Genomic DNA, 25,728 nt, shown 5'->3' on the forward strand with positions numbered 1-25,728 from the left:
TGAAAACTTAACCCATTCAAACTAAGCGTGTTCATCTCGAATCGCCTGCAGTGCAGCCAGATAGCGCTCTTTGCGACGTTTGAATGCTTTCAAACGCCGTAGTTGCGTTATCAGCGGCACTCCGAGAGGTAACACCAGCAGAGCAGTCTGATAGAGACGTCCAGGTGTGCCGAGCGAGTCACTCGCCCACTGATCCAGATCCTCAAGGGCATCCTTGGCGAGAAGATTCACCAGCAAGAACAGCGAAAAAAAGATCCAGAGGCTCTGCAGCAGTTTGTCACCGTCCGTCTCAATCACCAGTGAACCTGAAATCGCCCAAGGCAGAAATACCCAGACTGTCCACGCAAAAAAGGTCAGCACCAGATAACCCACGACTCCGACCCCAGGAGAGAGCATCTTCACTTTAATCAACGAACTGAGGAGTACACTTAATCCCCATAGCAGCAACCCAACCATTACTACTGCACCAAGCATTGCTGCAACGGTCACTCCAGCCTGAGCGAAAAGCGGCCAGGTTGATATATCGGGTGCCCATTCGATCAGAGCGACATACCAACTATCCATGCGTTAATCCCCGTTCTGATAACGCTGCAGGACCCACTCGAACCGGAAGAACACTCGCCATAATCATCAGGGATTACGCACCAATAATAGGAGATACTCACTCTCCTTAGAGTGACGTCCGAAGTCGGTAGCGTTAAACATATACACCCCCCACCCGAGAAACTTGTTAAAAAAGTTTTGCTCGCTGGTCCAGTACACTTCGGTCTGAGCGGTAGGGAAAACAAAGGTATTCATTGAGGGGTTTACACACTTCTTCTCCACAATGGAGAGCAGTTCTTTAACAGTTGGTACGCGCCAATCGGTATAGCCTGCCAGCTCAAACTTACCTGCCGCTTCGGCGGCTTGATGCCAATTTAAGCGTTTTGCCACGCCTCGACATTCACCATCGTGGAAAAACTCACCAACGCTGCAGCGGTACCAGATCAAACCCGTGCGGGTATCAATCGCTGTACCGCTTCCAGTGAGCCGAAACTCAGTCATCGGGTAGTTTGTTTTAAAGTAGATTGCACAATCTTCTTCAGGCACACCCAGTGCGAAAGCAGACGAAGCCAGTGCAGCCATAAACACACCAATAAAGGTTTGAAGAAGATAGTTCAGTAATCTGGGCATCGCTCCTCCGTTAGATATTCAAACCCTTACCTCTGTGTTATCGACCCAAAACGCTCTTTCTTAAGAGGCTCTAGTGTCTATATTCACCTCTTTATCCACCAATTTGACCAAAATTTCTAGACTATCGCCCAACTGCGCCAAGGAGAGTGAGGTATCGCTTACGTCGGTTTCGATCTCCCCACAGACACGCTGCAATTTGGTCAGCCCTAGCATGGCACTGTTACCTTTGAGCTTATGGAGTTCTTGCCCAAGCGCGTCACGATCACCGCGCTCAACTGCAGCGCGTGCAGCCAAAATAACCTGTTCTAGAGTCTCTCTGTAGCCTTCGGAAATTTGCGCGTTGATCACATCTTGAGGTTCAGGAACCTCGGAGGCTAGCGAGGTATCGAATGCGCGGTTCAAGATTCTACTGAGCTCGCCAACTTTAAAAGGCTTGGCTAAGAAGTGGTCTGCACCTGCGTCGATGGCATATTGCTCATTCGCTGGACGATTATCAGCTGACTGGACAATGATCAGTGCCGGTTGATCATCCAACCGCTTCTCTAATGCGCGAATCTCGCGGCAAGCTGTAAGACCACCCATTACTTCCATCTGCATATCCAGAACCACTACCTGATAGGTCTCAAGCATATACGCATCCACAGCCTCCTGTCCCGAACGCACCTGTGTGATACTTTGCCCCATACGAGCAAAAAAACTCTTAAAGAGTTCCAAGTTCAGCTCTGAATCGTCAGCAACGAGAATCGAAAGTTTACCAATATCTGCAGACTGCTCTGCACTCAAATAAATGTGTTCCTCATCAACCTGATTATGGGCCAATTCCAGGGGTAGCTCCGTGGTAAAGATTGTGCCGCGTGACGGTTGCGACTGAACTTCAATCTTCCCACCCATAAGCGTTACCAGCCGATTGACAATAGCGAGTCCAAGGCCCGTGCTGTTTGGCGTCTCGACACCTACCTCAGATGCTTGATAGTAGGGTTGAAAAATGTGTCTAAGATCCTCCTGAGAAATTCCGCAGCCCGTGTCACTTACGCGTATCTGCACGAAACCGGGAACCGCTTGATCACTCAAACTTATCTGAATTTCACCTGCATCAGTGTACTTCACAGCGTTGCTGAGCAGATTAATCAGTATTTGGCGTATATACCGAATGGGGCCGACGTAGAACTGATAATCCAGTTGGTCAGTGACAAACTGCAATTGCACTCCTTTCTGAGCTGCCTGAATCTGATACTGGGAAACCAGACTTTCGCTCAGTTCGAGGATATCGAAACGGCGATTTTCAACAGAGTGTTTATTGGAATCAATACGCGAAAAATCGAGTACATCCGTCACTAAAGAATTAAGGTGTTCGGCTGAGTCAGCAATGATATCAATCTTATGTGAAAGGTCAGGATCTAGGGGCTCAGGATACTGCTGTAACAACTCAGCCATACCTTGTACAACGTTCAGAGGAGTACGAATCTCATGACTTAGTGATGCGACAAACTGACCACGTAACTCAACAGCATGCTCCGCATTGAGTCGCGCAGACTCGAGCTCACGCTGCTTATGTTCAAGTTCAAAGGTGCTTTTCAAATTTTTCTGGATTCCTCGTGCCATCACAATGGATGTGAAGACTAGCGCTCCCAACATAACCAGCAATCCCAGTCCTTCGTAGTTATCCAACTGCCTTCTGTTTGAAAATAGAGCGCTAATCATTGGCAGTAGAGTAAGAGTAGCCGTCATGACAGCAAGATTTCGTAATGGGGCGTAAGCGAGTACGACAATGCCGGCAACGATGGCGGTGTAAAGAGTAATCAGCCCGATCAAGCCTGCTGAGCCTGAGCCTAACTGCAGAGTATAAAAGGCGGCACCCCCTCCCCAAACCAGCGCGTGAAGCAGCAAAAGAGCTTGATAAATTGGGTAACTTCGATTCTGAAATTCAGCCCCGAATATATTGGTGGCACCATACAGAGCCACTTGAGCCGTTACGATAGTACATATACTAACGTACCAGACCAGGCCAAAATCCTCACCAAATGTATATTTGAGTTGATAACTAAGCAGGCCCGAGACAAAAACGATAAGAATTGATGCAACGATGGATTGCCGATAGATCAGGTTCAGCAAGTTGTGCTTTATAAAAACCGTCTGCTCTTCATTTGAACTAACAATCAAATGATCAACCCCTCGACTTTCGCTCTCCTCAGGAGCGCACTGACGGAGTGGGTATCAAATTTCTCATTCAGCGATGCTCGATACTTTTCAACCGTTCTTACACTGAGGTTTAGCACGGGAGCCATCTCTACGTTCGTATACCCCTCAGCTAGCAACTCAAGCACCTGAAGCTCGCGTTTAGTGAGTTCTAGAGCTTCTACGCTCGATGCATCCAAGTGAGTGTCGCTATCAGCAAAATAGGGGGTGCCCAGGATCACCTGCTCAAGCGCGGCAACAAAGGTTTCCCTATCACTGTGCTTGACGATGTATCCATCGCAGCCCGCCGTTCGGGCCTCGGCAATCTGTTCGGTGTGGGCAAAGCCACTTAACATCACAATTTTGGCCTTATGCTCAAGTCGCTTCAGACGAGAGACCACCTCCAGTCCACGCATATTCGGCATCATCAAATCAACTAGAATCAGTTCGGGCTGGTGTTGCTGCGCCATCTCTAGACCATCCAGCCCTGAATAGGCCGTCGCCACAACCTCAAACGCAATACCACTCTGAGGGGCCTCTAGCAAAAGTTTCACGGCTTCAGCGACTAGTTGCTGATCATCAATTACGACAACCTTAACGACTCTCAAGGGTAAACCCTCAGTTCTTGTCCGGGCAAAATCGCAGAACTCTGTGTCAAGCCGTTCCACTTCAACAAACTGTCTAACATTACCCCGTACTTCAAGGATATACGATACAGATTCTCCCCCTTAGCAACTCTGTGCGTAAGCATAGTTTCACCGATGTTGGTATCCTCTGGTGAACTCAGGCTCGGCGTTACCGACATCCCAACGAGAATCTCATCTCCCTGAGCAAATGAGCCGATCGCCGACAACCCATTCCACTCTACTAACTCATCGGTCGTAACATTAAACCGGCGCGCCACAGACCATAGCGACTCCCCCGGTTCCAAAAGGTAGGGGGTCAACTGAACCGTTTCGAGCGGCACGTCCGCCTGACCTTGATCGGCTAACTCTGCTGGCGCTATCGCGAGCTGCGATTTTTCCTGAAGTTCGGTGGGAATCATCAATATCTGCCCCACGCTTAGGCGAGTGCTCTGTAGATTGTTAGAGCGCTGAATACTGCGAATATTGCTGTCGAACTTCCGTGCCAATATGGAGATAGTTTCCCCCTTAGCCACTGTGTGCCGGCGCCAGGTGACCAGTTCTCCCCTCTCTGCCGAGGCGAGTGATAACCTGAACTGCTGAGCACTCGCTACAGGTAACAGCAGAGTGTAGGGACCATCAGGATCGGTTGCCCAGCGGCGATATCCAGCATTCAAATCGTAAAGTTCTTCAATCTCAATACCACTGAGTTCCGACGCTTGGGCGAGCTCAATCTGAGTTCCCAGATCTACCACCTCGAAGTACGGGGTATCTGCTAAGGGCGCCAGGGCTAAGTCGTATTTTTGCGGCTGGCGAATCAGCTCACTTAACGCTAAGAGTCGCGGCACGTAAATCCGGGTTTCATCGGGTAAGTCTAGACTCCAAAAGTCCGTAGGTAGACCCTGACTGCGGTTCTTCTCAATGGCTCGACCGACTCGCCCCTCCCCAGCATTGTAAGCCGCAAGCGCCAACAACCAGTCTCCATCAAAATAGTCATGAAGATATTCAAGATAGCTTAGAGCCGCATCAGTGGATGTCAGCACATCGCGCCGACCGTCAAACCACCAGTTATCCTTTAACCCATACTGAGCTGCAGTCGCGGGCATAAACTGCCAAAGTCCAAGCGCCCCCGCCGAGGACTTTGCCTTGGGATCATAAGCGCTCTCTATCGCGGGTAGGAGCGCGAGCTCTGCCGGTAATCCGCGCTCAATTACACGGTGAAGAATGTAGTGATAGTAGAGCGCAGCACGGGCCGCCAAACGGTTGAGGTATGCGTCACTCTTCGCCATCCAGCGAATTTCGCGCTGCACTCGCGGACGATCAACGCTTGCAGGTAGTACCATCGACCGCCGAGTACGCTCCCAGATATCTGTGAGCTCAGCATTGTTGGTAAATTTGAGTCCCTGACTCTGCAGAGTACTCCAACTCAAGCGAGAACCAACAGGGGCACGTTGGACTAAGCTTGTTTTCGACAGCTGCGTTTTAACCTCGCCGGTGTCCTCTACAGCGCAAATTTCTGGCTGAGTAGTGGCACAGCCCGCCAGCCATAGGAGGCCAAAAAGGGTAAAAACTCTTAACGGAGTGGAGCTCATAGTTAGTCCAGTGCGCTACCCAGTATCGGCTGCGTTGAATGGGTATTCATCCCAACCCAACGATCACCGGCGATCCATAAGTAATCGAATTCTCAATCTAGCAATTGAGACATTTCGCCGCAACCGATAATCTACAGCAACTGATGCGAGACGAGGCGACTAGCGCAATGAGAGATATACAACTTCCTGTCGATCAACAAACGATATTTCTAGATAAGAGTTTCCTCTCTACCTGCTGGTGCTTGATGGTCACGTACCCCATAGCGGTCTACAACAATCTATTTGCCCACACAAACTTCTATCAACTGACCTTTGTCACCTGCCTTGCAATCTCGACAGCAATATTGCTGTCAATACATGAACGCCTCTCTCAGATTGTGAAAAGGGGATGGTACCTGCTAGCGATCAGCTCGTTTGCAACGACCGTCATCCTTCGAAACTTTCAGGATGCAGCCCTGATACTGGATATTTTGTTGATCGTCCTGTATGCCCCAGTTTTTGGTTTGAAAAGGACTTTCGTAGGCTTCTCCGTACTGATGACCATACAGGTAGTGCTGATCATCACACTCTTACCTGAACGCAACGGCGCCTACATAACGGTACTCTGGGGTATAATCGCCTACACCGCTGGTGTTGCGACACTTTTTCCACTGCACTTTCTGCTAACGCAAATCAACAGGCACTCGAGAAACGAGGAGGGTTAGTTTGGCTTTGGCACCGCAGCGCATAGACACGACCTGTATCAATGGTTGCCAACGCTTCCAGGAGAGCTCTTACTGCTGGGAACTGAGCTGATCGATAAGCTTCTGAGAGTGGGCTTGGCGCTGCTGATCCCACACTTTAAAACGTCGGTTTGTCAGGAAGAAGATCAGGTAGCCAAAGGGAACAGCGGCCATAGGCACTAGATCAACGCCGTCAGTTCTGCGCAGTAAAAGCAGCGCAAAAAAGAGCGTAACTCCGGCAACCACCCCTAAGGGTTTAGGGTAACGACCCGCTTTGTCGATAGGGTTCTCAGCTTCCCAAAGTTTCATCAGGCGAATCCACTCAGCTTGCTGTTCATCAGAAAGTTCCGAGGCGTTTGGGGGTAGTTTATTCATCAATGCTTAACTAATTTCAGTTCCGCTTAGTTAAAAATGGGTGTGATCAGATCGCGCGCAACTCAGCATAGGGCACCAATGCACCGCGCTGCTGCACAACTCTAGCAGAGATAGCCTGTCCTTTACGAATAGACTCTTCGACTGAGGCACCCTGAATATAGGCGCTTAAGAACCCTCCATTGAAGCTATCTCCTGCCCCTGTTGTGTCCACCGGGAGCACCGGGCTACTAACTTCAAAACTGGCCCGCTGCTGGCTGTCCGCACTGAGAGTCGGTTCTGTGCCGTTCTTCACAATAATTTGCTTTGCCCCCCACGAGAGCAGACGGTCGGCCGTCTCATCCGGCGACCTATCACCAAAAGCCGCTATTTCGTCATCAAAGGTTGGCATCACCAGCTCACTCAAGCGCGCAATCTCGCGGGAGAAGTCCCTCATCTGAGCAAGGTCACCCCAGAGCTTGGGCCGAAAGTTGGGATCGTAAACAAACTTCACACCTCGTGCTCGCAGCGACTCAACCACGCTTAGTAGGTTTTTACGTCCGCCGGACTCTATAACCGCCGCGCTGATACCGGACAGGTAGACCCAGTCCATATCGGACAATGCGCGCTCAAGCGACTCGGCATCGTCGGCAAGGAGCTTGGCCGCTGACTGACTGCGCCAGTAGTCAAACGTGCGCTCACCTTGAGCATCTGTTTTGATGGTGTAGAGGCCAAGTGTCCTCTCTGGGTCACGGCCAGTACCCGCGCTGCCTAGATCGGCCTGCGATAAAAATTCGAGCAGATCATCAGAGACGCCATCCCGACCAACTCGGGTCACATAATCCACCGACCAGCTATCTGGTAAAAGTGCTCTCAATGCCCAAGCCACGTTCAACGAATCGCCAGCGAAACCGCGGCGCCAGCAGTTATTCCCGGTATCGAAAAACTCAACCATCGCTTCACCCAAGGTGGCGATACGCTGCCTATTGTTGTTCATTTATCTGTTCTACTTGGTGATTAGAGGTGCTTTGAGCCAGACACCTCCCTGATAGGTTAATAATCCTTGCTCTATTGCTGAGGCATAGGGTGTTAAATCAGAAAACTCCGCAGCAAACTGCTCGGAATCATCTTTGGGCTCCCAGCCTAGGTTCGCTGCGAGCTTATCATCCCAAAAACGACGCGTATTGGCCGAAGCACCGTAAACAATGGTGTAACCAAGATGCTGCACTGTAAAGGTGCGATCGATCAAACTGATGAAATCTTCAGGACTAAGCCAGGTAGACAGCATGCGTGGATCTTTTGGCTTAGGCAGACAAGAGCCAATGCGCACCACCAGCGTCTCCTGCCCAAACTTATCGTGGTACATGCTGGCAACCTGCTCGCCAAAGGCCTTCGAAACGCCGTAGTAGCCATCTGGACGCGGCAAAGCCGAAGCATCGAGCATATCAGTGAACTTATAGGCACCCATCGCATGGTTGGAGCTGGCAAAAATAATGCGCGGCTGACCGAACTTCTGCGCAGACGTATAGAGGCAGTGCATGCCGATAATATTGGAGACCAGGATCTTCTCCCAGGTATCTTCAACCGAAATACCGCCCAGATGCAGCACCCCATCACAACCTTCAACAATGGCATCCACCTGTGCCTGATCACTCAGCTCTGCAGCGACAAACTCTTCATGCTCGGCCAGATCTGTGATCTCACGAATGTCGCTTAGGCGCACCTTTTCCGCGATCTGAGTCAGCAGCGCGCGTAGCTGAGTTGCGACCCCACCCGATGCACCGGTTACTAATAGTCTTTTTAACAACACCCTATCCTCTCTGATACAGCTGCGGCAGCCCGGTTGAACACTCAATTTGCACTACTCTGACACGTCTAAAAATGGTATACAATTCTGCATCAACAAAAACAAACGCCAATTGAGCGACTCCGCGGGGGTATACGCTCAACTTAGGAAACAGCATGTCCCCAGAAGAACTTAAGGTCGCTCTAGGCTCAGGTCTACTCTCTTTTCCGGTCACCCCGTTCGATGCTCAGGGTGAATTCAATCCAGCACCTTATGCTAAACATCTGGAGTGGCTCAGTCAGTTTCCGGCAAAGGTCCTTTTCGCAGCGGGGGGAACCGGCGAATTTTTCTCTCTCGCGCCTGAAGAGATCCCAACAATCGTTGCGCACGCAAAAGCCTCAGCGGGCACCATTCCGATCGTAGCCGGCTGCGGTTACGGCACTCGAATGGCTATACAGATTGCCCAAAACGCTGAAAAAGCTGGCGCAGACGGTATTTTGCTACTGCCACACTACCTAATCGACGCAGGCCAAGAGGGGCTCTATGCACACGTCAAAGCCGTCTGCGATAGCGTAAAAATCGGGGTGATGGTCTACAACCGCGATAACGCTGTTCTGCGACCTGACACGTTGGAACGACTGGCAGTAAATTGCCCTAACCTTGTTGGCTTCAAGGACGGTACTGGGCATATCGGCTTGGTGCGAGAAGTAACCGCTCGCTTGGGCGATCGGCTAACTTATCTGGGGGGTATGCCCACAGCGGAACTCTTCGCAGAAGCCTATCTGGGGGCAGGTTTTACCACCTACTCCTCAGCGGTGTTCAACTTTGTGCCGCAGCTCGCTTGTGACTTCTATCGCGAACTACGTGCCGGTAACACCGAACACACTTCCAAGGTACTCAAATCCTTCTTCTACCCCTTCATGGAGATTCGTGATCGCGGCAAGGGATATGCGGTCTCAGCGATTAAAGCGGGTGTGAGACTGCAGGGCTTTGAAGCCGGCTCGGTACGCAGCCCGCTTACTGATTTGAAGCCAAACGAATTAGAGGATCTGCGCGACCTGATTGAGGCACACAGCTAATGAAAATCGTTGATGTACGCACTCATCTACTCGACTTCAAACTCGACACTCCATTTGAGAGTGCATCAATGCGTTTCGATCGCCGCCAACATCTGCTGGTTGAGATCGTGTGTGATAATGGCCTAGTCGGCTGGGGAGAGTGCCTGGGGCCGGCACAGATGAATGCCGCGGTGGTGCAGGGCTATAGAGCCCGTCTACTGGGGCAAGATCCGCTGCAGTCTGAGGTACTCTGGCTCGATCTATATCACACCTTCAGAGATCAGGGGCAGCGAGGCCTCAGCCTCACAGCGCTATCAGGTATAGATATCGCGCTCTGGGATATTAAGGGCAAGTTCTTCGATGCGCCAATTTCCACGCTGATGGGTGGCCGCTTCCGCGAGCAGGTTGAGGCCTATGCCACAGGCTCGTTCCGCCGTGAAGGTGTTGACCGCATCAGCGATGTCGTTTCGGAAACCAAGCGCTACCTCGCTGAGGGTTTCGCAGCGACCAAAATGAAGATCGGCTTCAACCTCGAGGAGGATCTGGAGCTTATCCGTCAGGTTCGCGCGGCCGTAGGACCGCAGATGCAACTGATGATCGATGCAAACCATGGATACCAGGTGGATGAGGCAATCCAGTTGGGTCGTGCGGCAGCAGCTCACGATATCGCCTGGTTCGAAGAGCCGGTGCTACCCGAGTGGATCAGCGCCTATCGCGAAGTTAAAGATAAACAGCCCATTCCAGTGGCGGGCGGTGAGACCTGGCACTCTCGCTGGGGCATGCTTGAACCTATTACAACTCGGGCGGTCAGTATCATCCAGCCGGATGTCTGTGGTGTTGGCGGCTTTAGCGAGTTTCGTCGTGTTGTTGATATGGCCCAAACCCATGGCATCCGTGTGGTGCCGCATGTTTGGGGCACGGCAGTTCAAATCGCCGCGAGCCTGCAGGCGCACGCCAGCATTGCGCCGGCCCCTGTGCGACAGAGCCCTTTGGATGCGATGTTTGAATTTGACCGCACAGAAAACCCCTTCCGCCAGGCTGTTGTAATCCAACCGCTTGAGCATGAGAACGGTGTTATCCAGATACCGACGGGGCCTGGGCTTGGCATAGAGATAAACCGCGAGGCACTTGATGAGTTCAGACTCGTTTGAGTGCTCTAATGAGTTAGAAAATTACCCAGTTAATTTATAAGGAAAAGGTATGCAGACTTTAGGCGAGATGCTGATAGGTTCACGTTCAGTAGTAGGTACAAAAGCACCCATTCAGGCGGTTAACCCTGCAACCGGCGAACTGCTTGAGCCAGTTTACGCGGGTGGCAGTCAGGCAGAAGTTGACCAGGCTTGTGAGCTTGCAGCAGCTGCGTTTGATACTTACCGCGAAACCTCACCCGAAGCGCGCGCCGCTTTCTTGGAAGAGATCGCAGATCAGATCTTGGCCTTAGGTGATGACCTTATTGTTCGTGCTATGGCTGAGTCGGGTCTGCCGCGTATGCGCCTAGAGGGCGAACGTGGCCGTACTATGGGTCAGCTGCGCATGTTCGCTGGCGTTGTGCGCTCAGGTAACTTCCTGGATGTACGTATCGATCCTGCGATGCCAGATCGCGCGCCACTGCCACGTGCTGACCTGCGCCTGCGCAATATTGCGCTGGGTCCAGTTGCTGTATTCGGTGCCTCTAACTTCCCATTGGCATTCTCTGTTGGTGGTGGCGATACCGCCTCTGCTCTGGCTGCGGGTTGCCCTGTTATCGTTAAAGCACACTCTGCACACCCGGGCACTTCAGAGCTGGTTGGCCGCGCAATTCAGGCAGCTGTGGCGAAATGTGGCATGCCAGAAGGCACCTTCTCTATGCTGTTTGGTTCAGGCCGTGACGTCGGCGCAACGCTGGTTGCTCACCCAACTATTAAAGCGGTTGGATTTACCGGCTCACGTGCCGGTGGTACTGCGCTGATGACGATTGCAGCTAACCGTCCTGAACCGATTCCCGTGTACGCTGAGATGAGCTCTATCAATCCAGTATTCCTGATGCCAAACGCACTGGCAGCTCGCGGTGAAGCGATCGCTAAAGGCTTTGTCGGCTCACTCGCTATGGGTGCAGGTCAGTTCTGTACGAATCCAGGTCTAGTGATCGCCGTTGAGGGTGAAGGCTTGGATAACTTTCTGCAGGTTGCAGCAGTTGAGCTCGAAGCAGTAGCGGCTCAGACGATGCTGACTCCGGGCATCTGTGATGCTTATGGCAAGGGCGTAGATCGCCTCAAAAACCATGCAAAAGTCACTCAGGTTGGCGAAGGTCAGGCAAGCACGGATCCTAACCGTTGTCAGGCCGGCATATACGTAACTAATGCTGCAGACTTCATGGGTGATGAAGAGCTCTGCGAAGAGATCTTCGGCGCAAGCTCACTGGTGATTCGTTGTGCCAACCTGGATGAGTTCAAAGCTGTTGCTGAGTCTCTGGAGGGTCAGCTGACCGCCACACTACAGCTCGACGAAGGCGATTACGCTGCGGCTCGCGCGCTGGTTCCAACACTTGAGCGTCGCGCAGGTCGTATCCTGTGTAACGGTTTCCCAACAGGTGTAGAGGTGTGCCACGCGATGGTTCACGGTGGCCCATTCCCAGCAACCTCTGATGCGCGCACAACCTCAGTCGGTAGCGCTGCAATCAACCGCTTCCTGCGTCCTGTCTGCTACCAGGATTTCCCGGCTGAGCTTATGGCTGATGCGATTCAGGACAGCAACCCTCTAAGGCTACGTCGCCTGATGGATGGAAGCAATACGCTAGCCTGATCCGAAACCTGCAATCTCAGCCAAAGCCGCGCAGACTTGCGCGGTTTTTTATTTCGGATTTGAGCAACGATATGCTCTAATTCCGATGACCTAGTGTTAACGCTCCAGAATTAGGACCACCTCGTGTTAGATATGCTATTTTTGCTGGCAGCCGGACTGATAGGTGGCGTTATAAACTCCATCGCGGGTGGCGGTTCATTCATCACCTTTCCTGCTCTTCTGATGGTGGGAGTTCCACCGATAGCTGCAAATGCGAGCAACACTTTTGCGGCCTGCGCAGGTTACATCTCAGGGACCTGGGCACTGCGCTCTGAGATCAAAACACCCCGCAGACGTCTGATTTTCCTATCGCTCTTGTCAGCACTCGGCGGAGGTTTGGGGGCCTACCTGCTCACCTTGACCGATGACAGCGGTTTCGAAGCAGCCATTCCCTGGCTACTGCTATTTGCCACGGTTGTTTTTGCTTTTGGATCACAACTCAACCAAGCGCTTCAAACCTGGAGCCAGAAGCGGCCCCATCTCGGCTTGATCCACCTAGTATTGATGCAACTTATGTTTGTAGCCGTATCGATTTATGGTGGCTTCTTCAATGCTGGGTTAGGAATTATTATCCTCAGTTACTTGAGCCTGGCCGGTCACACACAGATTAACGAGATGAACGGTCTTAAACTGCTCTTCTCCACTACAATTTCACTCTGCGCAATTCTGCTGTTTCTGTTCAAAGGTCTAATCGTTTGGCAGGAGACGATGGCTGTCTTGGTGGGGACATTGATTGGTGGGTATCTGGCTGGTCATCTCTCGAAGCGGTTGCCACAAGCGATCGTTAGACGCGCTATTCTGATCGCGAGCATAGGTATCACTGGCTACTTTTTCATTACTGGCTAGACATAGCCGAAGTATTTCAAAACCATCAATCCCGTGGGAACAGTCACTACGGAACCCAGCGTCGCCAACACCACGATAGTCGCAGCCAGACCATGATTTCCCTGCGCGGCGCGAACCATAACAACGCTGGCTGCAGCTGTTGGGCTCGCCATAAAGAGTACCAGCGCACCTAGCACCATTCCCTCAACGCCCATAGCGATCAGCACTACCGCGCTGATCCCGGGTATCCAGATCAGTTTCACCAGGGCCGCCGACAGGGCTACTCCGCCAGAGACTCTAACGCTACTCAGACTCAAGCTCGCACCCACACAAATGAGCCCGAGCGTGAGGGTTAACGAACCGAAACTCGTAAGACTCGTCTCGATCCAGGGTGAGAAGCGTATTCCCAGCAAATTGAGCGCAATGCCGACAATGACTGACAGTATCAATGGGTTTTTTACGATGTCGAGTGTGAACTGAGCAGGTTTTAGCTTGAGGGTACTACTGTAATAGCTCAGAACAAAGATCGACATGATATTGAAAATAAATGCATGTAGGGCAAGTAAAAAACTCGCTATGCCTAAGCCCGCCTCGCCGTACTGATTAACAACAAGCGCTAAACCCACCATACCACAGTTGTGACGAAACGCCCCTTGGACATAGACGCCTCGATCAGCTCGAGGTTCAACCCGAAGGCGCGCCCAAACCCAAATCAAGCCAAAACTCACCACCGAAAATAGTGTGAAAAGGATACCCGCCTGAACATCAAATGCGGTACTGATGTCAGTCTTCATCAGTCCGACAGCGATCATAACCGGCATAGTCGCTCGAAAAACGAGGTTGGACGCCTGCTGAACGAAAACTTCATTGATGAGTTTCGTGCGCCGCAAAACCAGGCCCAGAAGAACGAGCACAAACACAGGCCCGGTTACGTTGAGAACCTGACTAAATAACTCACTAAATTGCACGGCAGCTCCTCAACCCACATCAACGGAGATAGAACTTTTTCAATGAAGATTTAGCGCCAGAGTACGCGCTAGCTGCGCAGCTGTACGCTCCAAATTCACCGCCGCCTCAGCCATCGCCTCATCTATAGTGCAGACGCCAGGAACGACAGTGAACAGCGCATCGATACCGACCTTGTGCACACCCTCAGCGCCCGCGCCAATCGAGCCACACAGAGCAATCACAGGTAGATCATGACGTTTAGCCCAGCGCGCAACCCCTACAGGGGTTTTACCGCTCAGGCTCTGGCCATCCACTCGCCCTTCTCCGGTAATCACCAGATCAGCCCCCTGCAACTGCTCGTCGAAACAAACGGCTTCAAGAACGAGGTCGATTCCCGGTGCCATGCGCGCATTCAAAAACTGCACTAAGGCATAGCCTAGCCCGCCCGCAGCGCCAGCACCGGCAACCTCACGACAATCTCTGCCCAGTAGTTTGGCGCTGATATCCGCAAGATTAGCCAACGCTGCATCGAGTTGCTCTACCTGCTCGGGCGTAGCCCCTTTTTGCGGGCCGAAGATCGCTGATGCACCGCGCGCACCCAGCAAGGGATTATCAACATCACAGGCCACCAGAAACTCCGTCTCTGCGACCCGGCTATCCATCTGACTAAGATCGATACTCGCTAAGCGTGCGAGTGCGGCTCCGCCGGCCTCCAACACCTCGCCCTTAGCGTCCAAAAAGCGCGCGCCTAGCGCACTTAACAGCCCCATACCACCATCATTGGTTGCGCTGCCACCCAGGCCGAGAATTATGCGACGTACTCCGCGCTCAAGTGCGGCCAAAATAAGTTCGCCAGTGCCGTAGGTCGTTGCACGCAGGGCATCCCTTTGAGCTGAACTAATCTTGTCCAAACCCGATGCAGCCGCTGTCTCAACAACCGCGGTCAACGCCGTGTTTGGCTGTTCGCCTAGCAATCCCCAGATCGCATTCAAGGGTTCGCCGAGAGGACCGCGTACAGACTCAGAAATCTGCACACCCGCAGTCGCAGCAACTAGGGCCTCGGTTGTGCCTTCGCCACCATCCGCTACCGGAACACAAACCGTATGAATCTCAGGAAAGATGGATTGGAAGCCGCGTTCGATGGCAAATGCGACCTGCTGCGCATCCAGACTCTCTTTGAACGAGTCTGGGGCGATGACTAATTTCATATTGGGTCTCTACGAGGATCGACAGAACAGTTAGCTATAGCTTACACCCCTGTTCCCCGACCGTCAGTAGCTCCAGTAACGAAATTAAACGGCCGCTGTTTCGCTGTTTTGGTAGTAGGTGGCGATGTTAGCCAGCACCTGCTGACATAAGTGTTGCGCACGCTCGATATCATCTGCTTCAACGTAGCAGCGCAGCTCTGGAGCGTTACCCGAGGGGCGCAGGTGGACGATTTCTCCACTGGCAAAGGTTGTGCGCACGCCGTCTGTCGTGTCGACGGACTCAACCGTACCAAGATCCAATTGAATCAGCTCAGTGAGTGCCAAATCTCCGGCGGTTAATTCAGCAACCCGCTCCAAACTCCACGCAGTCGGTATGCCCGGAATCCGATCGCTGGCAGTAAAGCGCGCCGGTAGGCTGGATAAGAGTGAACTGATTGGCGTGCCTGACGCTTTAGCTAGGGCTATTAACGCCAGCATTGGCAATACTGCGTCACGCGTCGGCAGCGCTCTTAGCAGAGAGCTCTCTCGTTGAATATCGCTACCCAACAAGAAACCGCCATTCGCTTCATACCCGGCGACCTGGCCACTGGCCTCTGCCATACCTGCCAGTACGTAGGGCGAGCCAATTCGCGTTCGCGACGTATTGGCAAACCAGTTAGAGCGCTCAAGTAGGGTGTTGCTGCTGACCGGTGTGACAACTGTATCGACACCGAGGGCACGGGCACAGAGCACGCCGACAACATCGCCGCGCAGCCAATTACCCTGCTCGTCACCTATCAGGGGGCGATCCGCGTCACCATCAGTCGAAACAATCAGATCAAAACGGTGTTCATTAGCCCAGCTCCGCGCCTGTTCAATATCCTCAGGGCGAACCGCCTCGGTATCGATAGGTACAAAACTATCTGAGCGCCCCAGCGGAAGAACTTTAGCACCCAACTGAGTAAAGAGCTCAGTCAACAGGTCGCGTCCTACGCCTGAGTGTTGGTAAATAGCGATACGCATTCCGGCGCACAGGTCAGAAGCGAAAAACTCTGTGTAGCGTTGCAAGTAGGCCACTCCCGCTTGGCTGTCCAACAACGGCAGAGGGGCCAGCAACAGTTCGTCCGATACCTGGATTTCTGACGCTAAAATTGCCTGTTCATCGGCTTTAGTGATCTCACCTTCGGCACGATAGAACTTAATACCGTTGCGGTCGAAGGGGATATGACTGCCTGTGACGACGATTGCCGGAGCACCCTGCTGCATCGCATAGTAGGCGATCGCTGGCGTCGGTAGTGCGCCCACGTAGATCACCTCTATACCCAGATCAACACAGGCCTGAGCGCAGGCTTGGGTGATCTGCGGGCTAGATGGCCTCAGATCGTGTCCGATGACCATCTTCGAGGGTTTGTCGATCGCTCCAATAAACGCCTGGGCATAGGCGTAGCAGATGGAATCTGTCAGATCACTGACCAATCCACGTACTCCAGATGTACCAAAACTAACTCCACAGCTTTTCAGGGCGATTACAGGCATTCGAGCGTCCAACTTTCAGAATAGTCTGGTTATTGTCTGCAAAAGCTTTGCCAAGTTCTACCCAAAGATGAGAGCCGCGACCTGAGCCTTTGTCGCACATCCCTCTTACATCGGGATGGATCCTACTTCAGAATATGATCTCCTCTGTCGGAGAGCTTCAATGAAACTTCCAGCGCCTTTTGATAACCGCCACTTCAGCCAGTACTGGATAGGTCAGATGTGTGGTTCTCTTTCCCAGCAGATGTTGTTGGTGGGTCTGGGCTGGCAGGTATACCTCCTAACGGAGAGTGCGCTGGCGCTGGGTTTGGTGGGGCTTGCGCGATACATGCCGCTACTACTGCTGACCGTTCATGCCGGGCATATGGCAGATCGCCATAGCCGTGTAAAACAGATGCTGTTTGCTCGTTCCATAACCGGTGTTGCCGTGCTAACACTTGCCGTTACCAGCTACCTGGACCTAATAACGGCGAATATCATCTACCTCTGTTGTGTCGCGCTGGGCGTCGCACAAACGTATGGCATGTCTGCAGGCTCTGCTGTTGTGCCTAACCTGGTTAGCAAACGGGAGCTGGCGCAGGCAATGACGGTAACTGCCGCCGGCCGCGAATTCTGTACCATTGTCGGCCCAGCGATCGGTGGTTTCATCTACATACTTGGCGCCAGCACGCTCTACTTCAGCAGCTTCGCATTGATACTGGTTTCGCTCTCTGTGATCTTCTTGATGCCGCCAATCCCACAGGTAAAAGAGACACGCAAAACCAACGTGGCGGAACTTCTAGCCGGCTTTACCTTTGTCTGGCGCACGAAACAGGTGCTGGGCTCTATCTCGATGGACATGCTGGCAGTTCTGATAGGCAGTGTCACCGCTCTGCTTCCAATCTTTGCCAAAGATATCTTGGAGACCAACTCGGTCGGGCTTGGGTTTCTGCGCAGCGCGCCTGCGGTGGGTGCCCTGCTTATGTCGCTCTACTTGGCACGTAACCCCATTCGCCGAACTGCTGGCCACAAACTCTACGCGGCTGTCGCTGTGTTTGGCCTCGGTACTATCGGATTTGGGTTCTCAGAGAGCTTTGCGTTTTCAATGCTGATGCTATTTGTGCTCGGAGCAGCCGATATGGTGAGCGTGGTGATTCGTTCGACGCTGGTTCAGATTGAGACGCCAGATACCATGCGGGGGCGTGTCTCTTCGGTTAACTCTCTGTTTATTGGTACTTCAAATCACCTAGGTGAATTTGAATCGGGGGTTCTGGCCGCACTGGTAGGTGCCGCGCCCGCCGTATTGATTGGTGGGGTTGGCACACTGTTGATTACAGCGTTTTGGATACCGCTCTTCCCCGATCTGTGGAAGCGCGATGCGCTAGTGCCTGAAGAGGATGGTTCTTTGTAGGACGTACGCGCAGCGTATTTCCCGACATCCTAATTAGGGTCGCCCAACAGCGCTGCGCGCTACAGGCCTACTACCCGTCGCGAACATGCGGCTTGCGCCGCAGATCGCTCATACCTTACTTGTCCAATAGTTCTATCCAGTGCGACACAGGTACAGGAGCCTTGGTCTCAATATGCAGCTGACAACCGATATTCGAGGTAACGATCTGGGTTGGATTATCACCCGTCAACGCCTTCACCTTGTTGTCCAGTAGTCGCCCACTCATTTCAGGTTGGAGAATCGAGTAGGTACCGGCTGAACCACAGCACAGATGCTTATCCTTGGTCACCGCCAGATCAAACCCAAGTTTGCTCATCACCTGTTCAACAGCAGTGCCCTGTTTCATAGCATGCTGCAAAGTACAGGGGCAGTGAACCGCAACCTTCTCACCTGAGGTGGTCGGTTTGAGTGCACTCAGATCTTCATTTAGCAGCACCTCAGAGATATCTTTCGTCAGCTCTGATACCCGTTTGGCTTTCTCGGCATACTCCGGATCATTGCGCAGTAGATGACCATACTCTTGCACCATCGCACCACAGCCAGAGGCGGTCATAACGATCGCCTCGCAGCCACCCTCCACCGCTGGCCACCAAGCATCGATGTTGCGACGCATAAAGTCCAACCCCTCATCATGTGCCGAGAGGTGGTAGCTGACGGCACCACAACAGCCTGCATCAGGCGCTTCAACCAATGTAATACCCAGCTTGTCCAAAACGCGAGCGGTCGCCGCGTTAGTATTGGGCGCGGCACTCGACTGGGCACACCCAGCAAGAGCCATCATAACGCGCGCGTGACGTTGCTTTGGCCAGGGTGATGCCTTGCGCTTCGGCGGAATCTTAGCGCCGAGTTTCCCAGGGATCAGCGGCTTGAAAACTTGCCCAACAGCAATCGCTGCACCAAAACGTTTTGAGTAGGGCAGCAACTGACGCAACCCCCAACGCACGGCTTTCTGCGGAGCTGAGCGCGGCAGTTTTTTCTCAACAATCCCACGGCCGATATCAACTAGGCGGCCATACTGCACACCTGAAGGACAGGTTGTCTCACAGCTGCGACAAGTCAGACAGCGATCCAGATGGGTACGCGTTTTCTCGGTGACCTCGTCGGTCTCTAACAGCTGTTTGATGAGGTATATGCGCCCTCGTGGGCCATCACGCTCATCGTTAAGCTCCTGATAGGTTGGGCAGGTCGCGGTGCAAAATCCACAGTGCACGCAGGTACGCAGAATCTGTTCTGCCTCTTGGCCGTCCGGTGTATTCAGGAAGGTCTGTACTATGTTCGTTTTCATTCTGTCGGTTCCTAATACAACCTGTTACAACCAGCTGTAAGCACGGCCTGGGTTGAACACCCCCGCCGGATCAAATGAAGCTTTTAGTCGCTGCTGTAGCGCCTGTATCGCTTCGCTCTGAGGGTGCAGCACCTCAGCAACGCGATTGCCACCCCGATAGAGCGATACCTGGCCACCCGAGTGTTTAGCGATAGATACCATCTGATTCCAGTCGAAGTCGCCGGCATACCAACGCTGCGCGCCACCCCAATCAATTAGTTTTGCCCCTTTGAGGTTCAACTCGGGCGTTTTGGAGTTGATCGACAGGCGCCAAATTGGCTCTTGAATCGCAAAAAACTCATGCTGCTGATTCGCCAGATTGCTCCAGAAAAGCTCTGCATCCTCAAGCTCGCTGCCTCCCAAAGCCTTAGCCGCCGCTTCAACTGCTGATGCAGCGCCTGCCAAACGCGTATAAAGTGTGCCTTCGTACCAGGTAGCGGCGGTGATCGGTTTAGGCTCACCGGCACGCTGATTCATCAACTTCAGCGCTTCGGATTGGCTGCAGTCGGTCACTAGGGTGCGCTGCATCGCAGGTTTAGGTAGTACCTTCAAGCTGATCTCAGACATCACCCCCAAACCACCGAAAGCCCCGGCTTGAAGACGAGAGACATCATAACCGGCTACATTCTTCATCACCTGGCCACCAAAACGCAGATGTTCCGCTTTACCGTTTATCAAACGCACGCCCAACACATGATCGCGCACCGAACCCCACCATGGACGGCCGGGACCCGACTGATTGGTCGCCAAGGTGCCACCCAAAGTCGAAGCGTCAGAAAATACGGGAGGCTCAAAAGCCAGCATCTGGTTCTGCTCGTCTAATGCCGCTTTGAGCTCCGTTAGTGGGGTCCCGGCGCGCGCAGTCATAACGAGCTCGACCGGTTGATAGCTCACGATACCACTGTGCTCAGCGAGGCTTAGCACCTCTTGATCGGCATCAATAGCGCGTCCCATGAAGGCTTTCGTGCCGCCGCCCTGAATCGCCAATTTTCGGCCCGCATCTGCAGCAGCGCGAACCTGTTCAATGAGCTGAGAAGTCTGATCAGCCATGGGTAGCCCCTTTCGTATCTTGCTGTGACTCCACAGTCGCATTAGGTGTGATGTTCATATCGAGCGAACGGTACTCCTGACAGCTACGCAAGGTTGGAATACCTTTGCCCGGGTTCAGCAGCTCTTTCTGGTCAAACGCACGCTTGAGTTCATGGAACTGCACAATTTCAGCATCGTTGAACTGAGCTGGCATCTGGCGCAGTTTTTCGTAGCCAACGCCGTGTTCACCGGTGATACAGCCGCCAACCTCTACGCAGAGCTCAAGAATCTTTCCACCAAACTCTTCGGTGCGTTCCAATTCACCCGGCACGTTCGCATCAAACAGAATCAGCGGATGCAGGTTGCCATCGCCAGCGTGGAAGACATTAGCAACACGCAGGCCGTAGTGATCAGACATCTTCTGCATCTCTAGCAGGACGTGACTCAGCTGACCACGTGGAATCGTTCCATCCATACAGTAGTAGTCAGGGGAGATACGACCCACCGCGGGGAAGGCTGATTTTCGGCCCGCCCACAGGCGTGCGCGCTCCTCTTCGGACTGAGAGGTGCGAACCGAGGTCGCTCCGAGTTTATGAAAAAGGGCTTCAACGGCGGCAATGTGCTCATCGACCTCTTCGTTGGTGCCATCCACTTCACACAGAAGCAGCGCCTGAGCATCCAAGGGGTAGCCTGCCTTAGCGAAGTCTTCGGCAGCCTGAATAGCAAAGCCATCCATCATCTCGAGTCCGCCAGGGATGATTCCTTGAGCAATGATCTCTCCTACCGCATCGCCGGCTTTAGTTACCGAGTCGAAACCGGCCACAACGACCTGAGCGCGCTCAGGTCGAGGCAGCAGCTTAACCCGCACTTCAGTGACGACACCCAGCAGACCTTCCGAGCCCGTAAACAGTGCCATCAGATCCATACCGCAGCTGTCTAGCCCTTCGGAACCGATGGTGAGCAGCTCGCCTTCCATCGTCAGGAACTGCACACTCAAGAGGTTGTGTACGGTGAGTCCGTATTTCAGACAGTGCACACCACCCGAGTTCTCGGCGACGTTACCGCCAATAGAACATGCGATCTGTGAAGATGGATCCGGACCGTAGTAGAGCCCCATCGGTGCTGCCGCTTCACTGATAGCCAGATTGCGAACACCAGGTTGCACCCGAGCCGCACGCGATTCTGTATCGATCTCTAGGATCTTGTTGAATTTCGCCATCGACAGCACCACACCCTCTGAGTGCGGCATCGCGCCAGCGCAAAGTCCGGTACCCGCGCCACGCGCGACCACAGGCACATTCTCGGCGTGACAAATCTGTAGCACTCGTTGCGCCTGCTCTACGGTCTCGGGCAACACAACAATAAGCGCCTCTTCGCAGTAGGCTGATAAGCCATCACACTCATAAGGCTTCAGAGTCTCCTCATCGGCAATTACATAGTGTGGATCGATAAATTCAGCAAAGCGCTGCGCCAGCGACTGGCGCTGGGCAAACTGCTCCGCGGTACGGGCTGTCGAAGTTTGCATCCGAACCTTCCTTTCTCTTAGTCGGCGCTGTCATACGCCTGACGCGGTCCAAGTGACAGCGGACCGCCATAATTTAGCGTTAAAGTTCTAGCCCAGTGAGGCTAGAAAGTGCTCCACTCCTGCTGTGGCGCACTCCAAATCCTGGCTTGGGGTCCCACTGCTGATACCCACACCACCAACGCAAACGCCATCAACGAAGATCGGCAAACCACCGCCAACGATACAGAGGCGTCCTCCCATTGCGGTGTGGATACCAAACAACATGTTGTCCGCTCCGGGGATACAACCCGCGTTGTAGTCGTGTGTCGCTTTGCGCGCTGATGCAGCGGTGAAGGCTTTGTCCTGCGCCAGTGTAATACTGTGAATCTTGCCACCATCCATACGCTCAAAAGCTAGAAGGCTGCCGGACTCATCGGTGACTGCAATACACATCGGCACACCGATCTCCTCAGCCTTGGCTCGCGCTCCGGCTAGAATTACTTGGGCATCACTCTGGTCCAAACGCTGTACGGTCAACATAGGTCTCTCCTGCGCCCACTGCGGGCATGATTGCTAATGTCCGTAAGTGTACGCCAACAGTCAAAGGGGACAGACACTGGTCAGACCAGTATTTTGTAAACTATAATTTCACGATGTGGGTAATAACGACCTACACTGATTTTGTCAGCAACCTTGGCGCCAGCCGGCTACAGATGCCCACTGGTCCTACCAGATGAGAACAGCCCGTTGAGTGAGAAAACCAAGACCATCTCTCAATCCATCGCGTATCGTTTGGAACAGATGATTATGGATGGCAGTCTGCCGCCCGAGAAAAAACTACCCTCAGAGCGTCAGTTGGCCGAGCGTTTGGGTGTTTCTCGTTCTGTGGTACGCGAGGCGTTGCGCGAGCTAGCCGGGCGAGGCATCGTCGAGACGATTCATGGGCGCGGCTCGTTTGCCAAAAAAGTGATCGAAGAGATCGGTGAGACAAGCCCGCTGATGGAGCTCTACAACACTCACGCACGCACATTCTACGACCTCTACCAGGTCCGCGCGCTGCTAGAAGGTGAGGCCGCTGCTTTAGCGGCTGAAAACGGCACTCAGGAGGAGCACTACGCGATTACCAAGGCGTTCAAGGAGATGGAGGCCGTACCCGCTCCTGCCAATTTCGCGCTGGACTACACCTTTCACCAGCGTATCGTAGAGGCGTCGCACAACCCCGTGCTCGTGCATCTGCTGGCAAGTCTAAAGAACCCACTGCTTAAAAGTGTAGCGACCTCGCTCAGCAACCTCGTGCATCGGGAGACCTTCCGTGAGCAGATAGAACGCCACCACAAGCAGATCTACAATGCGATCATAAGCCGCAATGCCGCCTGGGCTCGTAAATCCGCTGCTGCACACGTCAAACACGTCAGCGACGCACTGCAAAACTTGGAGGCGAGCGACCAGCCGGTTATTCGCGACTTTAAAATCGAACTTTAACTCAGATCTCCTCGCTGGAGCGCTGCCAGAGACTCCTCGAGGTTTTTGTCGATACGGTTCGCAATCGAAAAGTGCTCCATCGGTGAGTAGTTAGTTGCGGGAACCGCAACGACCTTCATACTCGCAGCACGTGCTGCAATAACTCCATTAAGCGAGTCTTCGAACACCCAGCAATCAAAAGGGTCAGCATTCAGGCGCTCAGCGGCTTGAAGGAACACCTCAGGATGCGGTTTGGAGGCTTTTGCCTCAGCACCCGAAGTAATGACTTCGATCGGCAGTTGGTGCCGTTCCACCACCGCTTCAACTAGCATGCGTGGGGTCGATGAAGCGATGGCCATAGGAATACCTTCAGCTTGAAGGAAATTGATCAGCTCTCGTGCACCGGGAAGCAGGGGCGCATCCACGATGCGCTGTGCCATCATCGACAAAATCAGTTCGATCAATGCAGGCTCATCGACGCTTAATTGCGGATTATCTAATGCCACCAAACGCACAAAGTCACGCGTTGCCCGCCCGGTGAAGCGCTTCAACTGTTCGGGTGTTAGCTCCAGCCCAAGCGCGCGCTTCAGCGCTTCACTCTCTACTCGTTTCCAAGTGGGCTCTGAATCGATCAGTAACCCATCCATATCAAAAATAACGTTCATCACAGCGGTAGCGCCTACTCATCTATAGGGTGAGAATTAATCAGCTAAATATTCTCCTTTTATCTCCCTAATTAGTCGATAGCGTCATGTAATTGTCTTTTTAATGTCATATGCTCTTAAGCAAATTTCTTAACTCGTTTTTTGCAGACGCAAATTGATACATATTAAAGGGAGTCATAGATGACACGTGAAGTTGTAGTACTTAGCGCAATGCGCTCACCCATCGGTGCTTTTGGCGGTAGCCTGAGCTCTATCGAACCGGCTGAACTCGCCGGTACCGTAATGAAGGAAGCAGTTTCTCGCTCAAAAGCTGACCCCGAGAAGATTCATTACGTGACAGTCGGTAACTGTATTCCGACTGAATCGCGCTACCCATACGTAGCTCGCGTTGCCTCGATTCAGGCGGGATTGCCAATGAACTCCGTAGCGATGGCAGTCAACCGCCTCTGTGCGTCGGGTCTTCAGGCTGTTGTATCAAGCGCCCAGCAGATTGAACTCGGTCAGTGCGACTACGCCGTAGGTGGCGGTGTTGAGGTGATGTCACGCGGCACTTATATGGCGCCTGCGATGCGTACCGGTGCGCGCATGGGTGATACGGGTATGATCGATGCAATGGTCTCTGTTCTGACCGATCCGTTCGGCGCTGGCCATATGGGTATCACTGCAGAGAACCTCGCTGAGAAGTGGGAAATTACTCGCGAAGAGCAAGATGAGTTTGCGGCTGAGTCACAGCGTCGCGCAGCAATCGCTATCGAAGAGGGTCGTTTTAAAGACCAGATCGTACCGATCACGCTGAAGTCGCGTAAAGGCGAAACCATCTTTGATACTGACGAGCACCCAAAACCGGGCACCACGGCTGAAAAACTTGCCGGCATGCGTCCAGCATTTAAGAAAGACGGTACAGTGACAGCGGGCAACGCCTCAGGTATCAACGATGGTGCTGCTTTCCTGGTACTGGCTGACGCTGAAACGGCGAAAGCTAACGGTGAAACTCCAATCGCTAAGATCGTCTCTTACGCAGTTGCCGGTGTACCTAACCACATCATGGGTGAAGGCCCAATTCCAGCTTCGAAGAAAGCCCTGGAGAGCGCCGGCCTGACCATTGCTGATATGGATGTAATCGAGTCTAACGAAGCCTTTGCGGCGCAGGCGATTGCGGTATCTAAAGGCCTAGGTCTACCGGCTGACAAAACCAACCCGAATGGCGGTGCCATTGCACTGGGCCACCCCGTTGGCTGTTCAGGCGCGTTTATCGCGACTAAAGCGATCCACGAACTGCAGCGTATCAACGGCAAATACGCTCTGGTAACTATGTGTATCGGTGGTGGTCAGGGTATTGCGGTCGTGTTCGAACGCATCTAGTCAGACTTTTACAATCCAAAAACCGGCTACAAGCCGGTTTTTTTTATTGTCTCGTATCAGCTACTAGATTAATTCTCGTTTTACCGCGGGCAAAGATCGCGTTTTGCGACTACTTTTAAAAGGTCGAGTCATCTAACTTTTGACTGAGCCCAAACCCCGTA

Annotated in this window: 24 protein-coding genes; 8 read left to right on the forward strand and 16 right to left on the reverse strand. The window is 53.0% G+C overall.

The genetic code is table 11. The features are described 5' to 3' along the window. Positions 1–21 precede the first annotated feature (21 nt). The 5 genes from AC1WNR_RS11970 to AC1WNR_RS11990 form a co-directional block, all read right to left on the reverse strand. Positions 22–564, reverse strand: a complete 543-nt coding sequence (locus AC1WNR_RS11970) for a hypothetical protein (RefSeq protein ID WP_481644725.1) — start codon at positions 562–564, stop codon at positions 22–24. A 66-nt stretch (positions 565–630) separates the two neighbouring features. Then, positions 631–1,173 carry an Lcl C-terminal domain-containing protein gene (locus tag AC1WNR_RS11975; protein ID WP_481644726.1) on the reverse strand — a complete coding sequence of 181 codons (543 nt, stop codon included), beginning with the start codon at positions 1,171–1,173 and terminating at the stop codon, positions 631–633. 60 nt (positions 1,174–1,233) lie between these two features. Further along, a complete protein-coding gene (locus AC1WNR_RS11980; RefSeq protein ID WP_481644727.1) occupies positions 1,234–3,333 on the reverse strand; it encodes a hybrid sensor histidine kinase/response regulator in 2,100 nt (699 codons plus the stop codon). Further along, positions 3,330–3,956 (reverse strand): response regulator, encoded by a 627-nt coding sequence (locus AC1WNR_RS11985; RefSeq protein ID WP_481644728.1) that lies wholly within the window; start codon positions 3,954–3,956, stop codon positions 3,330–3,332. The genes AC1WNR_RS11980 and AC1WNR_RS11985 overlap by 4 nt, the downstream gene beginning before the upstream one ends. Next, positions 3,953–5,401, reverse strand: a complete 1,449-nt coding sequence (locus tag AC1WNR_RS11990; RefSeq protein WP_481644729.1) for a lytic transglycosylase — start codon at positions 5,399–5,401, stop codon at positions 3,953–3,955. The genes AC1WNR_RS11985 and AC1WNR_RS11990 overlap by 4 nt, the downstream gene beginning before the upstream one ends. A 329-nt stretch (positions 5,402–5,730) precedes the next feature. On the opposite strand from AC1WNR_RS11990, the gene AC1WNR_RS11995 reads away from it, so the two are divergent. Next, the gene (locus AC1WNR_RS11995; RefSeq protein ID WP_481644730.1) at positions 5,731–6,267 is read left to right on the forward strand and encodes a hypothetical protein; all 537 of its coding nucleotides are present in this window, start codon (positions 5,731–5,733) and stop codon (positions 6,265–6,267) included. Between the two features lie 69 nt (positions 6,268–6,336). On the opposite strand, the gene AC1WNR_RS12000 is transcribed toward AC1WNR_RS11995, so the two are convergent. Genes AC1WNR_RS12000 through AC1WNR_RS12010 form a run of 3 tightly spaced genes read right to left on the reverse strand, consistent with a single transcriptional unit; the run spans position 6,337 to position 8,446 of the window. Then, entirely contained in the window at positions 6,337–6,660 is a 324-nt protein-coding gene (locus AC1WNR_RS12000) for a hypothetical protein (RefSeq protein WP_481644731.1), read from the reverse strand. Positions 6,661–6,706: 46 nt separating this feature from the next. Further along, a complete protein-coding gene (locus tag AC1WNR_RS12005) occupies positions 6,707–7,633 on the reverse strand; it encodes a sugar kinase (protein WP_481644732.1) in 927 nt (308 codons plus the stop codon). A 9-nt stretch (positions 7,634–7,642) separates the two neighbouring features. Further along, positions 7,643–8,446, reverse strand: a complete 804-nt coding sequence (locus AC1WNR_RS12010; protein ID WP_481644733.1) for an NAD-dependent epimerase/dehydratase family protein — start codon at positions 8,444–8,446, stop codon at positions 7,643–7,645. A 152-nt stretch (positions 8,447–8,598) separates the two neighbouring features. Between AC1WNR_RS12010 and kdgD the strand changes: the two genes are divergently transcribed. The 4 genes from kdgD to AC1WNR_RS12030 all read left to right on the forward strand — a co-directional run bounded on the left by kdgD (position 8,599) and on the right by AC1WNR_RS12030 (position 13,146). Next, complete coding sequence (gene kdgD / locus AC1WNR_RS12015) at positions 8,599–9,501, forward strand: 5-dehydro-4-deoxyglucarate dehydratase (protein ID WP_481644734.1); 903 nt, start codon at positions 8,599–8,601, stop codon at positions 9,499–9,501. After that, positions 9,501–10,631, forward strand: coding sequence for a mandelate racemase/muconate lactonizing enzyme family protein (locus tag AC1WNR_RS12020; RefSeq protein WP_481644735.1), 1,131 nt, complete (start codon positions 9,501–9,503; stop codon positions 10,629–10,631). The genes kdgD and AC1WNR_RS12020 overlap by 1 nt, the downstream gene beginning before the upstream one ends. Positions 10,632–10,680: 49 nt before the next feature. Next, positions 10,681–12,261: an aldehyde dehydrogenase (NADP(+)) gene (locus AC1WNR_RS12025; protein ID WP_481644736.1), complete on the forward strand. Its 1,581-nt coding sequence runs from the start codon at positions 10,681–10,683 to the stop codon at positions 12,259–12,261. Between the two features lie 132 nt (positions 12,262–12,393). Then, complete coding sequence (locus AC1WNR_RS12030; RefSeq protein ID WP_481645391.1) at positions 12,394–13,146, forward strand: sulfite exporter TauE/SafE family protein; 753 nt, start codon at positions 12,394–12,396, stop codon at positions 13,144–13,146. Here AC1WNR_RS12030 and AC1WNR_RS12035 read toward each other — a convergent pair. The 3 genes from AC1WNR_RS12035 to AC1WNR_RS12045 form a co-directional block, all read right to left on the reverse strand. After that, positions 13,143–14,093 carry an AEC family transporter gene (locus tag AC1WNR_RS12035; protein ID WP_481644737.1) on the reverse strand — a complete coding sequence of 317 codons (951 nt, stop codon included), beginning with the start codon at positions 14,091–14,093 and terminating at the stop codon, positions 13,143–13,145. The genes AC1WNR_RS12030 and AC1WNR_RS12035 overlap by 4 nt on opposite strands. A gap of 39 nt (positions 14,094–14,132) precedes the next feature. Beyond that, entirely contained in the window at positions 14,133–15,281 is a 1,149-nt protein-coding gene (locus AC1WNR_RS12040; RefSeq protein WP_481644738.1) for a glycerate kinase, read from the reverse strand. 84 nt (positions 15,282–15,365) lie between these two features. Beyond that, the gene (locus tag AC1WNR_RS12045) at positions 15,366–16,796 is read right to left on the reverse strand and encodes a phosphomannomutase (RefSeq protein ID WP_481644739.1); all 1,431 of its coding nucleotides are present in this window, start codon (positions 16,794–16,796) and stop codon (positions 15,366–15,368) included. 160 nt (positions 16,797–16,956) lie between these two features. On the opposite strand from AC1WNR_RS12045, the gene AC1WNR_RS12050 reads away from it, so the two are divergent. Next, positions 16,957–18,183, forward strand: a complete 1,227-nt coding sequence (locus AC1WNR_RS12050; protein ID WP_481644740.1) for an MFS transporter — start codon at positions 16,957–16,959, stop codon at positions 18,181–18,183. A gap of 115 nt (positions 18,184–18,298) precedes the next feature. Here the strand turns inward: AC1WNR_RS12050 and glcF are convergent, their stop codons facing one another. The 4 genes from glcF to AC1WNR_RS12070 form a co-directional block, all read right to left on the reverse strand. Further along, positions 18,299–19,507, reverse strand: a complete 1,209-nt coding sequence (glcF, locus tag AC1WNR_RS12055) for a glycolate oxidase subunit GlcF (protein ID WP_481644741.1) — start codon at positions 19,505–19,507, stop codon at positions 18,299–18,301. A gap of 24 nt (positions 19,508–19,531) precedes the next feature. Then, the gene (gene glcE / locus AC1WNR_RS12060) at positions 19,532–20,596 is read right to left on the reverse strand and encodes a glycolate oxidase subunit GlcE (protein ID WP_481644742.1); all 1,065 of its coding nucleotides are present in this window, start codon (positions 20,594–20,596) and stop codon (positions 19,532–19,534) included. Beyond that, positions 20,589–22,100 carry an FAD-linked oxidase C-terminal domain-containing protein gene (locus AC1WNR_RS12065; protein WP_481644743.1) on the reverse strand — a complete coding sequence of 504 codons (1,512 nt, stop codon included), beginning with the start codon at positions 22,098–22,100 and terminating at the stop codon, positions 20,589–20,591. Before AC1WNR_RS12065 ends, glcE begins: the two co-directional genes overlap by 8 nt. Before the next feature lie 87 nt (positions 22,101–22,187). Next, complete coding sequence (locus AC1WNR_RS12070) at positions 22,188–22,619, reverse strand: GlcG/HbpS family heme-binding protein (protein WP_481644744.1); 432 nt, start codon at positions 22,617–22,619, stop codon at positions 22,188–22,190. A 207-nt stretch (positions 22,620–22,826) separates the two neighbouring features. Here AC1WNR_RS12070 and AC1WNR_RS12075 point away from each other — a divergent pair, with 207 nt between their 5' ends. Then, entirely contained in the window at positions 22,827–23,561 is a 735-nt protein-coding gene (locus tag AC1WNR_RS12075; RefSeq protein ID WP_481644745.1) for an FCD domain-containing protein, read from the forward strand. On the opposite strand, the gene AC1WNR_RS12080 is transcribed toward AC1WNR_RS12075, so the two are convergent. Further along, complete coding sequence (locus tag AC1WNR_RS12080) at positions 23,558–24,205, reverse strand: HAD family hydrolase (protein ID WP_481644746.1); 648 nt, start codon at positions 24,203–24,205, stop codon at positions 23,558–23,560. The genes AC1WNR_RS12075 and AC1WNR_RS12080 overlap by 4 nt on opposite strands. A gap of 180 nt (positions 24,206–24,385) precedes the next feature. Here AC1WNR_RS12080 and AC1WNR_RS12085 point away from each other — a divergent pair, with 180 nt between their 5' ends. Continuing rightward, positions 24,386–25,567, forward strand: a complete 1,182-nt coding sequence (locus AC1WNR_RS12085) for an acetyl-CoA C-acyltransferase family protein (protein ID WP_481644747.1) — start codon at positions 24,386–24,388, stop codon at positions 25,565–25,567. Positions 25,568–25,728: the final 161 nt, after the last annotated feature.

The organism is Marinobacterium marisflavi, from assembly GCF_982447095.1.

Bases quoted from the DNA above. Each gene is read 5' to 3' on its own strand.
- AC1WNR_RS11970 (WP_481644725.1), bottom strand. From the start codon at position 564: ATGGATAGTTGGTATGTCGCTCTGATCGAATGGGCACCCGATATATCA.
- AC1WNR_RS11975 (WP_481644726.1), bottom strand. From the start codon at position 1,173: ATGCCCAGATTACTGAACTATCTTCTTCAAACCTTTATTGGTGTGTTT.
- AC1WNR_RS11995 (WP_481644730.1), top strand. From the start codon at position 5,731: ATGAGAGATATACAACTTCCTGTCGATCAACAAACGATATTTCTAGAT.
- AC1WNR_RS12000 (WP_481644731.1), bottom strand. From the start codon at position 6,660: ATGAATAAACTACCCCCAAACGCCTCGGAACTTTCTGATGAACAGCAA.
- AC1WNR_RS12005 (WP_481644732.1), bottom strand. From the start codon at position 7,633: ATGAACAACAATAGGCAGCGTATCGCCACCTTGGGTGAAGCGATGGTT.
- kdgD (WP_481644734.1), top strand. From the start codon at position 8,599: ATGTCCCCAGAAGAACTTAAGGTCGCTCTAGGCTCAGGTCTACTCTCT.
- AC1WNR_RS12020 (WP_481644735.1), top strand. From the start codon at position 9,501: ATGAAAATCGTTGATGTACGCACTCATCTACTCGACTTCAAACTCGAC.
- AC1WNR_RS12025 (WP_481644736.1), top strand. From the start codon at position 10,681: ATGCAGACTTTAGGCGAGATGCTGATAGGTTCACGTTCAGTAGTAGGT.
- AC1WNR_RS12030 (WP_481645391.1), top strand. From the start codon at position 12,394: ATGCTATTTTTGCTGGCAGCCGGACTGATAGGTGGCGTTATAAACTCC.
- AC1WNR_RS12040 (WP_481644738.1), bottom strand. From the start codon at position 15,281: ATGAAATTAGTCATCGCCCCAGACTCGTTCAAAGAGAGTCTGGATGCG.
- AC1WNR_RS12045 (WP_481644739.1), bottom strand. From the start codon at position 16,796: ATGCCTGTAATCGCCCTGAAAAGCTGTGGAGTTAGTTTTGGTACATCT.
- AC1WNR_RS12050 (WP_481644740.1), top strand. From the start codon at position 16,957: ATGAAACTTCCAGCGCCTTTTGATAACCGCCACTTCAGCCAGTACTGG.
- glcF (WP_481644741.1), bottom strand. From the start codon at position 19,507: ATGAAAACGAACATAGTACAGACCTTCCTGAATACACCGGACGGCCAA.
- glcE (WP_481644742.1), bottom strand. From the start codon at position 20,596: ATGGCTGATCAGACTTCTCAGCTCATTGAACAGGTTCGCGCTGCTGCA.
- AC1WNR_RS12065 (WP_481644743.1), bottom strand. From the start codon at position 22,100: ATGCAAACTTCGACAGCCCGTACCGCGGAGCAGTTTGCCCAGCGCCAG.
- AC1WNR_RS12070 (WP_481644744.1), bottom strand. From the start codon at position 22,619: ATGTTGACCGTACAGCGTTTGGACCAGAGTGATGCCCAAGTAATTCTA.
- AC1WNR_RS12080 (WP_481644746.1), bottom strand. From the start codon at position 24,205: ATGAACGTTATTTTTGATATGGATGGGTTACTGATCGATTCAGAGCCC.
- AC1WNR_RS12085 (WP_481644747.1), top strand. From the start codon at position 24,386: ATGACACGTGAAGTTGTAGTACTTAGCGCAATGCGCTCACCCATCGGT.